Annotated in this window: 9 protein-coding genes; 3 read left to right on the top strand and 6 right to left on the bottom strand. The window is 73.6% G+C overall.

Going from position 1 to position 13,537, the window contains the following annotated elements:
• Positions 1 to 85: 85 nt before the first annotated feature.
• Together glmS and BU198_RS38210 are read right to left on the bottom strand one after the other, a co-directional pair.
• On the bottom strand, positions 86 to 1,912 hold the full coding sequence (glmS, locus tag BU198_RS38215; RefSeq protein WP_188297405.1) for a glutamine--fructose-6-phosphate transaminase (isomerizing): 1,827 nt from the start codon (positions 1,910 to 1,912) through the stop codon (positions 86 to 88).
• A gap of 46 nt (positions 1,913 to 1,958) precedes the next feature.
• Positions 1,959 to 2,234 (bottom strand): hypothetical protein, encoded by a 276-nt coding sequence (locus BU198_RS38210; RefSeq protein WP_030239679.1) that lies wholly within the window; start codon positions 2,232 to 2,234, stop codon positions 1,959 to 1,961.
• Between the two features lie 216 nt (positions 2,235 to 2,450).
• Here BU198_RS38210 and asnB point away from each other — a divergent pair, with 216 nt between their 5' ends.
• The 3 genes from asnB to BU198_RS38195 all read left to right on the top strand — a co-directional run bounded on the left by asnB (position 2,451) and on the right by BU198_RS38195 (position 7,298).
• Complete coding sequence (gene asnB / locus BU198_RS38205; protein ID WP_188297420.1) at positions 2,451 to 4,301, top strand: asparagine synthase (glutamine-hydrolyzing); 1,851 nt, start codon at positions 2,451 to 2,453, stop codon at positions 4,299 to 4,301.
• Between the two features lie 227 nt (positions 4,302 to 4,528).
• Positions 4,529 to 5,653: a hypothetical protein gene (locus BU198_RS38200; protein ID WP_188297404.1), complete on the top strand. Its 1,125-nt coding sequence runs from the start codon at positions 4,529 to 4,531 to the stop codon at positions 5,651 to 5,653.
• Positions 5,654 to 5,843: 190 nt separating this feature from the next.
• The gene (locus BU198_RS38195; protein ID WP_188297403.1) at positions 5,844 to 7,298 is read left to right on the top strand and encodes a pyridoxal phosphate-dependent decarboxylase family protein; all 1,455 of its coding nucleotides are present in this window, start codon (positions 5,844 to 5,846) and stop codon (positions 7,296 to 7,298) included.
• A gap of 51 nt (positions 7,299 to 7,349) precedes the next feature.
• Here the strand turns inward: BU198_RS38195 and BU198_RS38190 are convergent, their stop codons facing one another.
• From BU198_RS38190 to BU198_RS38175, 4 genes are all read right to left on the bottom strand, one after another.
• Positions 7,350 to 8,030, bottom strand: coding sequence for a hypothetical protein (locus BU198_RS38190; RefSeq protein WP_188297402.1), 681 nt, complete (start codon positions 8,028 to 8,030; stop codon positions 7,350 to 7,352).
• 155 nt (positions 8,031 to 8,185) lie between these two features.
• The gene (locus BU198_RS38185) at positions 8,186 to 8,479 is read right to left on the bottom strand and encodes a muconolactone Delta-isomerase family protein (protein WP_188297401.1); all 294 of its coding nucleotides are present in this window, start codon (positions 8,477 to 8,479) and stop codon (positions 8,186 to 8,188) included.
• 295 nt (positions 8,480 to 8,774) lie between these two features.
• Positions 8,775 to 8,984, bottom strand: a complete 210-nt coding sequence (locus tag BU198_RS38180; RefSeq protein ID WP_188297400.1) for a hypothetical protein — start codon at positions 8,982 to 8,984, stop codon at positions 8,775 to 8,777.
• Positions 8,985 to 9,100: 116 nt separating this feature from the next.
• Entirely contained in the window at positions 9,101 to 13,144 is a 4,044-nt protein-coding gene (locus BU198_RS38175) for an amino acid adenylation domain-containing protein (protein ID WP_188297399.1), read from the bottom strand.
• Positions 13,145 to 13,537 lie beyond the last annotated feature (393 nt).

Genomic DNA, 13,537 nt, shown 5'->3' with positions numbered 1-13,537 from the left:
GGGCCCCGGCCGTCCGCACGGCGACCGGGGCCCGGTGGTTCCAACGGCGACGGCCGTCCGGCTGCCCGGCTGCCCGGGGTGACGGCTACTCCACCGTCACGCTCTTCGCCAGGTTGCGCGGCTTGTCCACGTCCCGGCCGAGGGAGACCGCCGCGTGGTACGCGAGCAGCTGGAGCGGGATGTTGAGCAGCAGCGGGTCCAGCTCGGGCTCGCTCCTGGGCACCAGGATGCAGTGGTCCGCGAGCTTCTCCTCCGGCCGCCGGTGGGCGATGGCGATGACCCGCCCCGAGCGGGCCTTGATCTCGCCCAGCGTGGTCAGGTTCTTGTCCAGCAGCTCGTCGTCCGGCACCAGTGCCACGGTGGGCAGTTCGGGGCTGATCAGCGCCAGCGGGCCGTGCTTGAGCTCGCTCGCCGGGTAGGCCTCGGCGTGCACGTAGGAGATCTCCTTGAGCTTCTGCGCGCCTTCGCGGGCCACCGGGTAGCCGCGCACCCGGCCGATGAACATCATGCCCGTTGAGTCGGCGTACTCGGCGGCGAGTCCGGCGATGGCCTCGCTCTGCTCCAGCACCTCGCGGATCTGGTCCGGCAGCGCCTTGAGCGCCGAGACGATCCGGCGCCCGTCGGCGGGCGACAGGTCGTGGATGCGCCCGAAGTGCAGGGCGAGCAGCGCGAAGGCGACCACGGTGGAGGTGAACGCCTTGGTGGAGGCGACCGAGACCTCGGGACCGGCGTGCAGGTAGATACCGCCGTCACACTCTCGGGCGATAGCACTGCCCACGGTGTTGACGACGCCGAGCACCCGGCCGCCCTTGCGCTTGACCTCCTGGACGGCGGCCAGCGTGTCGTAGGTCTCGCCGGACTGGCTGACCGCGACGTACAGGGTGTCCGCCTCGATCACCGGGTTCCGGTAGCGGAACTCCGAGGCCGGCTCGCTGTGCGCGGGGATCCGGGCCAGCTCCTCGATCAGCTGCGCGCCCATCTCGCCCGCGTAGTAGGCCGATCCGCAGCCGAGGATCTTCACCCGGCGGATCTCGCGCAGCTCCCTGGCATCCAGGTTGAGGCCGCCGAGGTGCGCGGTGGCGAAGCGCTCGTCGAGCCGGCCGCTCAGGGTGCGCTCGACCGAGCCGGGCTGCTCGTGGATCTCCTTGAGCAGGAAGTGCTCGTAGCCGCCGGTGTCGTAGGAGTCGACCTCCCAGTCCACGGTGGACGGCTGGCGGTGCGTGGTGCGGGCGTCCTCGGTGAAGGTGCGGAAGCCGTCGGCCCGGACGGTGGCCAGCTCGCCGTCCTCCAGGTGGACGACCTGGCGGGTGTAGCGGACCAGCGCGGAGACGTCCGAGGCGACGAACATCTCCTTCTCGCCGATGCCCAGCACGATCGGGCTGCCGTTGCGGGCGACCACGATCCGGTCCGGCCGCTCGGCGTCGAGCACCGCGATGCCGTAGGTGCCGACCACCCGGCCGAGCGCGGCGCGGACGGCGTCCTCCAGCTCGACGCCCTCGGCGACGTTCGCGGCGATCAGGTGGGCGAGCACCTCGGTGTCGGTCTCGGAGCGGAACACCGCGCCGTCGGCGGTGAGCTTGGCCCGCAGCTCGTCGGCGTTCTCGACGATGCCGTTGTGGACGACGGCGATGCGCTCGGCGCCGTCCAGGTGGGGGTGGGCGTTGGCGTCGCTGGGGACGCCGTGGGTGGCCCAGCGGGTGTGGCCGATGCCGGTGGTGCCCTTGAACCGGGCCGGCACGGCGGCGGCCAGGTCGGCCACCCGGCCCTTCACCTTGCGGAGCTTGATCCCGCCGCCGCGCCCGGTGACGGCGACGCCGGCCGAGTCGTAGCCGCGGTACTCCAGCCGCGCCAGCCCCTCCAGCAGGAAGGGGGTCGCGTCCTTGGGGCCGATGTAGGCCACGATTCCGCACATGCGTGGTCTCCTCTCCGGAGGTCTTCAGAAGGTCGGGAACGGCGGCTCAGCCGTAGACGATCCGCCGCAGCTGGCGGGCCGAGAGCTCCGGCGCTGCGACCCGGCGCTGCGGCAGTTCCTCGGCGAGCCTGGCGAAGATCCGCTCGTTGGTCAGACCGCGTGCCTGGAGCTCGGTGTGGCGGCGGCGCACGTACTCCTCGGTGTTCTCGGAGAAGTACGCCAGCACCTCCGCCACGACCCGCGCCGCCTCCCTGGGCCCGAGCGGGCTGGTCCTGGTGAGGTGGGCGAGGAGGTCTTCGTGAGGGTGGGGTGAGCTCGGCACGAGTGAGGAGCCTAGGTCGGACGGACCGTCGGATCCAAAGTTCCTGCCCGAAATCGGGCAGACATTACGACTTTCAGCCTAGCTCCATCGCTTCTTCACATTCGGGTGCCGACCGGCCACCCGTTCGCCCCGGTTCTCGAAAGCCCCTTGAAGCGGCGACGACTCCGCACGTAGCGTGACCCCTTGAACACGAAGCGGAAGACCGGAGGCTTGCGGATGTGCGGGATCACCGGATGGGTCGCCTACGAGCGCGACCTCACCGCCGAGCGGGGTGTCCTCGACGCGATGACGGCCACCCAGCTCCGCCGCGGCCCGGACGCCGGCGGCGTCCACCTGGAGCCGCACGCCGCGCTCGGCCACCGCCGGCTCGCGGTGATCGACATCGCGGGCGGCGTCCAGCCGATGACGGCCGAGCACGACGGCCGGCCACTGGCCGTCCTCACCTACAGCGGCGAGGTCTACAACCACCGCGAGCTGCGCGCGGAACTGGAGGCGGCCGGGCACCGCTTCCGCACCCGCAGCGACACCGAGGTCGTGCTGCGCGCCTACCTGGAGTGGGGCGAACACCTGGCCGAGCGGCTCAACGGGATGTTCGCCTTCGCGGTGTGGGACATCCGGCGCGAGGAGCTGCTGCTGGTCCGCGACCGGATGGGCGTCAAACCCCTGTACTACCACCGCACCCGGGACGGCGTGGTCTTCGGCTCCGAGGTCAAGGCCCTGCTCGCCCACCCCGCCGTACGCCCCGTGGTGGACCTGGACGGGCTGCGCGAACTGCTCGGCTACACCCGCACGCCCGGCCTCACCCCGTACCGGGACATCCACGAGGTCCGGCCCGGGCACGTCGTCCGGGTGCGCCGCGAGGGCCTCTCGGTCCGCCGCTACTGGGCGCTGGAGGCACGCGAGCACGCGGACAGCCTGGAGGCCACCGTCGCCACCGTCCGGGCCCTGCTGGACGACATCGTGCACCGTCAGCTCGAATCGGACGTGCCGCTCTGCTCGCTGCTCTCCGGCGGCCTGGACTCCAGCGCCGTCACCGCCCTCGCCGCCCGGACGCTGGGCGCCGCCGGGGCAGGGCCGGTGCGCTCCTTCGCCGTCGGCTTCGCGGGCCAGAGCGAGACCTTCCTCGCCGACGACGTCCGGCAGACCCAGGACGGCCCGTTCGCCCGGCTGCTCGCCGACCACGTCGGCGCCGACCACAGCGTCATCGAGCTGGACGCCGCCGACCTCTCCGACCCGTCCCGGCGCTCCGTCGTGCTGCGCGCCCGCGACCTGCCGAACGGCGTCGGCGACATGGACACCTCGCTGATGCTGCTCTTCCGGGGCGTGCGCCGGCACTCCACCGTCGCCCTGTCCGGCGAGTCCGCGGACGAGCTCTTCGGCGGCTACCGCTGGTTCCACGACCCGAAGACGATCGCCGTCGAGGACTTCCCCTGGGCGCTCGGGCTCACCGACATCGCCGGCGGCGGCGCCACCCCGCGCGAGCACCTCCTCGACGCCGAACTGCTCCGCAAGCTCGATCTGGACGGCTACCGCAGGGCCCGCTACCGCGAGGCGATCGCGGAGGTCCCGCACCTGCCGGCGGCCGATCCGACGGAGCGGCGGATGCGCGAGATCTCGTACCTCAACCTGACCCGCTTCGTCTGCATCCTGCTCGACCGCAAGGACCGGATGAGCATGACCAACGGCCTGGAGGTACGGGTGCCGTTCTGCGACCACCGGCTGGTCCAGTACGTGTTCAACGCCCCGTGGGCGATGAAGTCCTTCGACGGGCGGGAGAAGAGCCTGCTGCGCGCGGCCGTCCGGGACGTGCTGCCGGCCGCCGTCGCCGAGCGGGCGAAGAGCCCGTACCCGGTCACCACCGACCCGCACTACCCGGCGAAGCTGCGCGCCGAACTCGCCCGGCTCGCCGCCGAGCGCAGGTCCCCGGCCCTGGACCTGCTCGACCGGCGGCGCCTCGCCGACGCGCTCGCCCCGGAGACCGACCCGCAGTCCGTCCGGCTGGCCGTGGACCTCGCGCTGGACTTCGACGCCTGGCTGACGGAGTACCAGGTGACGCTGGAGCTGTGAGCACCCGGGCACCGAGGACCGCCACCCGGACGGCGCAGCGGTCCCCGGCCGCGCCCGGATACTCCGTCCGGGTGATTGTGGGGAAGCATCCCGCCGGACTCCGGGGTCCCACGGTGCGGTAGCGTCGCCGACACCTCCCGAATGGCGGGCGATTTCGCGGATAACCCGCTCATGTGCCGTCAGGATGGGAACGAAACGTTCGCCTCGATCCGCCGGGGGATCCCGTCATGCAGCCGCGAGTCTTCGCGATTCTCACCGCCCTGCTCCTGGGCGTCCTGGGCCTGGGGTCGGTGGCCGTCACCGACTGGTCGCCCGCGGCGGCCACCGCGACCCAGGCCGCCAAGGCCTCCGGGGCCCCCGCCGCCGGAGCCGGCGCCCAGCCGGCCGCGGCCGGTCCCGCGAGCGCCACCCCGACCGGCGACCCGGCGGTGTGGACCCGCTCGACGCTCCGCAACAAGCTGATGGCCGAGATGGACGCCACCGATCCCGGTGTCGCCCTGGCCGACCTCGACAAGATCAGCAAGGAGAAGCCGTACACCGTGCGCTTCTGCCACCCGATCGCGCACGAGCTCGGCCACGCGGCGGTCAAGCGCTTCAACGCCGACTTCCAGAAGGTCATCTCCTTCCCGCACGAGACCTGCGCGGCCGGCTACCTGCACGGCGCGGTCGAGGAGATGCTCAACGCCTCCTCCCAGCCGGAGACGGACCTGCTCAAGCTCTGCGCACCCAAGAACAGCGGGCCCTGCATCCACGGCGTCGGCCACGGCACCATGTTCGTGGTCAAGCAGGACGTGGCCAAGGCGCGCGACCTGTGCAACAAGTTCCCCTCCGACCAGAACAGGATCCGCTGCTCCGAGGGCCTGTTCATGCAGCTCTTCGGTCCGGACGAGGAGGACGAGCAGGCCAAGGCCAACCTGCCCGCCGACAAGCTCGCCCAGGACCCGCTCTACCCGTGCAAGGACCAGCCGTCGCTGTTCCAGTCCGCCTGCTTCTTCTACGCCCCGACGTTCTACCTGTCCTCGCACGACTACCCGAACCACCCCGAGGTCTACGCCGAGGCCCTCAAGTGGTGCCTCAACGGCAAGGCCGGCGGCGGGGCGGTGGACTGCAGCCGCGGGGTCGGCTCGCGCACCATGAAGTACAACCTGGACCGCGAGGACTGGGCGTCCCAGCAGTGCGCCACCGCGGCGGACGGCTGGCAGCGCAAGGCCTGCGCCGAGGGCCTGGTCAGCTACTACACGGTCAACTACACCGACGGCGGCGCGGCAGGACGGCTCTGCGCCAAGATCACCGACAAGGAGATGCAGGGGTACTGCCGCTCGGCGAGCGGCCTGTCCAGCACGCTGGACTGACGCCCATGGCCTCCCCGGACCGGCCTTCCCCGGCCCCGCTGACCTGCACTCCCGTCTCACCATGAGGGCCCGCGCCACGGCGCGGGCCCTTTTTCGTACGATCGACTCTCCGTAAGATCACCGGACCACGGTGCGCCGAGGAAGCCGCGCCTCCCCCAGTCCCTCCCCCCGGCCTCCCTGGAGCACGCCCATGACCACCGAGGACTTCCCCGGCGCCGAAGTCCGCAGCGCCGACTTCCGCAGCGCCGCCCACGCCACCGCCGACCTCGTCGCCGACTACCTCGCCGAACTGCCCGACCGCCCGGTCTGGCAGCCCATGGACGAGACCGCCCGCCGGGCCCTGCTCGACGCCCCGCTGCCCGCCGGGGGCCGCCCGCTCGACGAGCTGATCGGCGCCATCGGGCGCGACGTCCTCCCGTACCCGATGGGCAACGGCAACCCGCGCTTCTTCGGCTGGGTCAACTCCGCCCCCGCGCCCGCCGGGGTGCTCGCCACCCTCGCCGCCTCCGCGATGAACCCCAGCTCGGCCGGCGGCGACCACGCCGACGTCCACCTGGAGCGCGCCGTGGTCCGCTGGATAGCCGAGCTGGTCGGCTTCCCGCACCCGGCCGGCGGCGGCCTGCTCACCTCCGGCACCTCGATGGCGACCATCGTCTGCCTCGCCGCCGCCCGCGACCGGGCCGCCCGGCAGGCCGGCCGGAACGTCCGCGAGGACGGCCTGGGCAGCCTGCCGCCGCTGGTCGGCTACGTCACCGGCGAGACCCACACCTGCGTCCGCAAGGCCGCCGAACTCCTCGGCCTCGGCAGCAGGCAGCTGCGCACCGTGGCCACCGGCCCCGACGGCCGGCTGGACATCGCCGACCTGCGCTCGGCCGTCGAGCGGGACCGTGCGGACGGCCTGCTGCCCTTCCTGGTCGTCGCCTCGGCCGGCACCGTCGGCACCGGCGCGGTGGACGAGTTCGGCCCGATCGCCGACCTGTGCGAGGAGCAGCGGCTCTGGCTGCACGTGGACGGCGCGTACGGCGCCTTCGGCCGGCTCGACCCGGCCATCGCCCACCGCTACGCCGGCCTGGAGCGCGCCGACTCGCTCGCCCTCGACCCGCACAAGTGGCTCGGCGTCCCGGTCGACTGCGGCTGCGCGCTGGTCCGCGACACCGAGGAGCTGCGCGGCACCTTCAGCCTCGTCCCGTCCTACCTGCGCGACGAGGCGGCCGGCGCGCTCGGCTGGTTCTCCGAGTACGGCACCGAGCAGACCCGGCCCTTCCGCGCCCTCAAGGTCTGGGCCACCATCGCCCACAAGGGCCGGGCCGGCCTCGCCCAGGACATCGCCCGGTGCACCGCGCTGGCCCGCCGCCTCGGCGAACTCATCGCGGTGGACGAGGAGTTGGAGCTGCTCGCCGAGGTGCAGACCTCGATCGTGGCGTTCCGCCACCGCGCGCCGGGGCTGGACGAGCGGGCCCGCGACGCCCTCAACCGCGACCTCCCCGCCGCCGTCCAGCAGCGCGGCCGGGTGTTCGTGACCGGCGCCCGGCTCGGCACCGACGAGATGCTCCGCGCCTGCCTCCTCAACGCCACCACGACGGAGGCCGACCTCCGGCTCCTGCTCGCCGAGGTCAAGGCGACGGCCGCCGGGCTGCTGCGGTAGCGGGTCCCGGCCGGCGCCGGGCGGGTCGACCGGTGCCGGCCAGGACGGCGGTCAGTCCTTCGCCTCGACCTCGACCGCCGCGCGGATCTCCAGCGTGCGCTGCGCCAGGTCCTGCGGCGCGAGCTCGCCGGTCCAGTCGATGACGATGCCGAGCGTGGTTCCGTCCGCCCACGCGCAGACGGCCCCCGAGTCCTCTCCGGACCCCACCACCGCGCAGTCGAGCGCGCCCTGGAGGGGACCCGCCGGGTAGTCCCGGCGGTCCACGGCCTTGTCGCCGGTCACCGGATCCACGGCGAAGAACCTGTCCAGCTGGTACCTCGCGTCCGCGAAGGTCCCGGTCAGCCCGATCACCGTCAGCGAGGGCTCGGTCGACCCGGCGCTCCCGTAGGCAGCCATCGCCAGCTCCCGGTACGGGCGGAACGGGGTCAGGTTCTTCTCCATGTCGAGGCGCCCGGCCCTGAAGGACTCGTCCTCCGGCAGCCGGAACTGGTAGCCGATCTCCTCCGGCAGCACGATCCGGTGCCTGGGCAGGTCGCCGGCGCCGGTCACCACGGCCACGGTCAGCGCGGTGAACAGGCCCACGACCACCGCCCCCGCGATCAGGGCCTTGGGGGACGTCCTGCGATACCAGGGCAGGGGAGCCACCGGTTCCAGGGTGTTCGCCCAGATCGCCCGGAGGCCGCCGGGCTCCTCGATGGCGGGCTCCGGGGTGGGGGACTGCTCGGCTTCCATACCGCCCGTCTCATCTCACTCGTGTGATCGTTCGCTGAACGAACCCACGGATGGTACGCCACCGCATCAGGGCCGTGCACCGGCGTTTCGGCACCGGCCCGATCGCCCCCGGGAGCTCTGCCGAAGCCCGGCCGCCCAAGCCGCCCGACCGGCCGTCAGAGCCGGTTCCCCGGGTCGTTCGGGTGCGGCTCCAAGGCCGTCACCGTGGCCGTCATCCACGGCCACAGCGGCAGACTGCCGAGCACCTCCGCACGCAGCTCCGCCTCGTCCGCCGCCGCCCAGACGCCGATGCTGCGGCGCTCGCCCACCGGCCGCCACAGCCGTACCAGCCGTCCGGCGGCGGCCAGCTCACGGGCGCGGACGGCCTCGGCGGCGCGCCGCCGGTCCACCTCCTCGGCGGGGGTGCCCTCGGGCACGACGGTCGTGATCTCGACCAGGAACTCGTTCACGGCACGGCTCCGTTCTCAGGGGGTTCCGGCGGTCACCCCCGGACCGGGGCTCCGCCTCGTCCTCATCGTCCGCCCGCCACCCGTCCGCCACCCGTCCGGCGCGGGGGCGGTTCGGGGGCGGTTCGGCGTTGCCCGGCCGTGGCACCCGGCCTACCGTCGGGGAAGCCGACCGACGGCCGCCCGGAAGGACCGGGCCGGGAGCGAGGCCGGCGCCATCCCCCACCCCGCCACCGGGCCGACGCCGGTGCGGGCCCACCGGGGCCCGCACCGGCGAGGGCGCGGCACGGGTGGCGGCTCAGCCCCGGTCGGCGGGCCGGACGACGCAGGCCGAGTTCGCCAGCATCGAGCCGAAGCCGCCGAACAGGGTGCCGATCACCTGCCGGCAGGTGGCGGCCTCCTCGGGTGTCGTGGGGCCGTCGGCGGCGGCCGGCTGGGCGAGGGCGAGCGGCAGGGCGAGCAGCAGGGCGCAACAGGCCGTGGCCAGTGCGGAGTTCTTCACGGACATCGGAAAGCCCCTTCGGAGGGAGACGGGATCGGCGGTGAAGCCGAGCCATCCCTATCCGAAGGGGCCGCTCCGCTCACGGATTCTGGGCCATCCGTGAGCGTTTCCACATCATCCGATCAGCGGCCCGGGAGATCACCCGCTACCGACGTGGGAGCCGGAGCCGACCGCTCCACCTCCCGGATCGCGGCGGCGAGTTCGGCGACCCCGTGCTCCCGCAGCACCCCGTAGTGGTCACCCGACAGGTCGACCACGGTGGGCGGGGCGGCGGAGTAGCCACTGCTGCCCTCGATGAAGGAGTAGTCGTCGCCCGCGGCCTTGAAGACCGTCACCCGGGCGTCCAGCCGCCGCTCGGCGAGTTCGCGGAAGCTGTACTCGAACTCGTAGGTCTCGCCGACGATCCCGGTGATCCGGCGGATCAACTCCTCGTCCAGCTCCGGCAGCATCCGGTGCACGGTGGCAACGAAGGTGGACTCGTCCACCGTCTCGGCCAGACAGCGCTCCAGCTCGGGCCCGCGGATCCGGCCGGTGAACACCCCGAACAGGATGGTCAGGTACGCCGGATCGGCGTACGAGGCCTCGCGGCCCCGCCGCCCGCCGTCGCCCCCGCGCACCTTCGGGTTGCCGGGGCAGATCAGCAGCAGCCGCTCCACCCGCTGCCCGGCCCGCTCCAGCTGCCAGGCCGCCTCGAAGGCGACCCGGGCGCCGAAGGAGAAGCCCCACAGCGTGTACGGCCCCTCCGGCTGCACCCGGCGCAGCTCGGCGACGTCGGCGGCGGCCATCTCCCGGATGGTCGGGTACGGCGTCTCGCCCGCGTTGATGCCGTGCGCCTGGACGCCGTAGAAGGCCCGGCCCCCGCGCGCCTCCCGGCCGAGCAGCCGCAGGTTCATCGGGTAGCCGCCCAGCCCGGGCCAGCAGAACACGGCCCGGCCGGCCTCCCCCGGGTGCAGCGGCACCAGCCGCGAGACCGGGCCCCGCCCGCCACGCCCGGCATCGCGTCCGGCACCACGCCCGGCACCGTCACCGCGGGCCCGCTCGATGCGCGCGGCCAGGTCCCCCAGCCGGGGGCACTCGAACAGCACCTGGAGCGGCAGCGCGATGCCGAACTCGCGGTTGATCCGGTTGACCAGGGCGACGGCGATCAGCGAGTTCCCGCCGACCGCGAAGAACTCGTCCGTCACCGAGACGTCCTCGTACGTCAGCGCCCGCCCCCAGACCCCGGCCAGCCACCGCTCGCACTCCGTGCCGGGCGCGACGTACGCGCCGCGCACACCGGCCGTCCGGACGGCCTCGGAGGCGGCCAGCGCCCCGAGGTCCACCTTGCCGTTCGCGGTGAGCGGCAGGGCGTCCAGCACCAGCACCCGGTTGGGCAGCATGTAGTCGGGCAGCAGGGTGGCCAGTTCGTCCTTGATGATCTCGGCCGGGCCCTTCATGTGGACGGTGTCCTCGCGCATCCCCTCGCTGCGGATCTGCTCCTCGCTCACCTTCCCGCCGAGGAAGAAGTACGAGGGGCCCGGGGCGATGCCGCGGCCGGCCAGGATCTCGTCGATGCGACGCGCGGCGGGCAGTGGACGGCCGGACCTGGAGCTGTAGCCGGAGGACATGAAGCCCAGGGCCAGGCCGTTGCGCTGGAGGCGGTGCAGCACCGTGCCCAGCTCGATGTACTCCAGCCACTCCTCCTCGGCGCGGCTGACGGCCGTGATGCCGAACGCGGCCCTGGCGTAGACGGCCTGGTTGATCGCGATCACGTGCCTGGACTCCACCACCTCGTCCGCGACGCGCGTCAACTCGCCATCGGCGTACCGGTAGAGGCCGCCCGGCAGGCCGTCCACCCGGCCCTCGTGGGCCTGGACGTACAGCTCGACGCGCTCGGCCCGCGCCGGGCCGCCGGCCCGGACGACCGCGAAGCCGCCCAGGTAGTGGTCCTCCTCGGCGACGTCCAGCCGCTCCTTGGCCGCCGGGCCGGGGCCGAGCGGGCGGACGTCCAGCCCGTACTCGGGCAGCACCTCCTCCAGGACGCCCAGCATGTGGCCGGTCTCGAACTCCAGCACCTCACGGATGTTGTTCTTGTAGACGGGCTCGATGGCGCCGTGCTTCCCGGAGAAGTGCAGCGTCAGGTAGGCCTCGGCACGGACCTCGGCGGGCCCGATCCGGACCAGGGCGTGCTCGACCGGGTGGTAGTAGTACAGCCCCGCCGCGAGCCCGTCCAGGCCGCCGGTCTCCAGGTACAGCTGGGTCGCGTACAGCGCGCCGGGCGAGGCGTAGGCGTACTTCGGCAGCAGCCGCTCCTCGCTGTGGAACTGGCCGAACCACCGCAGTACGCGGCCGAGTTCGGGGAAGCTCAGCAGCTCCAGGCCGCGCCCGAAGGTGCCGGCCGGGCGCGGGGCGAGCAGCGCGGTGAGGTCGTCCGCGGTGACCGTGCCGCCGTCGTAGAAGCGGTAGGTCTTGCGGGCGAAGGCCTCCCGGCGCTGGGCCTCGGTCTCCTTCCGGCCGGGCAGCCCGACCCGCTCGCGGCCGTCCAGCCGGGCCGGGTCGCGCAGGCCGGGATCGGACAGCTGGGCCCTGACCTGGAGCTTGCTGGCCTTGGACTGGTGGTGGCCGCCGTGGTCGCCCTGGTCCATCAGCGCCGCCTCGCGCGGGTTGAGCTCGACGCAGGCGACCAGGTCCGGGTGCCCGGTGCGGTCGTCCCCGGTGACGACCGCGGCCGAGCGGCGCACCCAGGTGTGCTCCTCGATCGCGCGGGCGATCTCGTCCAGCTCGACCCGGTACCCGCGCAGCTTGACCTGGTTGTCCACCCGGCCGGCGAACTGGAGCGTGCCGTCCGGGTTCCACCGCACGAGGTCGCCGGTGCGGTAGAGCCGCTCGCCGGGGACGAACGGGGAGCGGACGAACCGCTCGGCGGTCAGCTCCGGCCGGTTCAGGTAGCCGCGGGCCAGCTGGACGCCGCCGATGTACAGCTCGCCGACGCCGTCCGCGGCCACCGGCACCAGTGCGTCGTCCAGGACGTGGCACTGGGTGTCGGCCACCGGCCGGCCGATCGGCACCGAGCCGGCTCCGTCGACCGGATCGGCCGGGTCCACCACGTACGAGGTGGCGTTGATGGTGCACTCGGTCGGGCCGTACAGGTTGACCAGCTCCGCCCGCGGCAGGGCCAGGACCAGGTCGCGGGCGAGCCGTCGGGACAGCGCCTCGCCGCCGGAGAACACCCGGGCCAGGCTGGTGCAGCGGGTGAAGCCCTCGGTGTCCAGCAGCGCCCGGAGCAGGGTGGGCACGCACTGGAGCGCGGTCACCCGGTGCCGCTGCACGGCGGCGACCAGCGCCTCCGGGTCCCGGTGGAGGCCGGGCGTGCCGGCCACCACCCTGGCGCCGACGGCCGGGGCGAGGATCTCCCACTGCGCGGCGTCGAAGCTCATCGGGGTCTTCTGGAGCACGGTGACCGCGGGGTCGAGGTGCCCGGCGGAGAGCAGCCAGCGCAGCTGGGAGACCACCGAGCGGTGCTCGATCAGCACGCCCTTGGGCCGGCCGGTGCTGCCCGAGGTGTAGATCACATAGGCCAGCGACTCCGGCCCGGCCGCGTCCTCCTCGGGCTGCTCCTCGGCGGCGTCCCGAGGCAGGGGCCCGGACTCGGCCCGAGGCACGGCCCGGGACGTGGCCCGAGGCAGGGACCGGACCGGCAGGACGTCCTCGAAGGTGACGATCACGGTCCCGGCCGGGACCAGCCCGGCCAGCCGCTCGCGCAGGTGCGCCTGGGCGAGCACGATCCCGGTGCCGCTGTCCTCGATCATGTAGCGGAGCCGCTCCTCGGGGTACTCGGGCGACAGCGGCAGGTAGCCGGCCCCGGCGTACAGGACGCCCCAGGCCCCGACGACCAGCTCGACGGACGGCTCCGCGTACAGGCCGACGCAGCCGTCCGGTCCGGCGCCCAGGTCGCGCAGCCGCGCGGCCAGCCGGCGGGCGATCTCCGACAGCTCCCGGAAGGTGAGTCCGCCGGCCTCACCGAGGACGGCCGGGGCACCGGGCCGGCTGCGCGCCTGCCGGTCGAGAAGCCCGGTGAGCGCGGTGCCGGCCGGGGCGCGGCGGGCGTGCGGGACGGCAGGGGTGCCGGTGGCGGCGGTGGCAGTGTCGGTGTCGGTGGCGGTGTTGACGGGCGGGGTGTCGTGCATGGGAACGGCCTTCGCTGCGTGGACGTACGGGCTTGGCCTCCTGCGTCACCAGGAGCACCGGGAACGGAATCCACCGTCGGCCGCCCGCCGTCCCACCCGCATGAGGCACCGGTCGGGACCTGCGCCGAGGCCGTCCCGGCCGACCGGCCCGCGGTCCCGGGCCCGGTCCCCCGCCGTCCCGGTCCGGCATCCCGGCGGCCCGGTCCCGCGCCTCGCCGTCCGGCCGCGCCGCGGGCATTCGCACGTTCACGATCACGTAACCGAACGGAAGCGCACCGTCGGTAGCGTCGGCGGCATGAAGGCATCACGCACTCGCCCCGAACGGCTCTGGCACCGGCCCTTCCGCAGGTCCGACCGCAGGTGCGCGGCGCCCGAGGGCCAGGCCGGCCGACT

Source organism: Streptomyces sp. CBMA156 (genome assembly GCF_014596515.1).
Lineage (GTDB): Bacteria > Actinomycetota > Actinomycetes > Streptomycetales > Streptomycetaceae > Kitasatospora.
The sequence above is the reverse complement of the archived record's forward strand: the minus strand, read 5'-3'. Positions and strand labels throughout refer to the sequence as shown.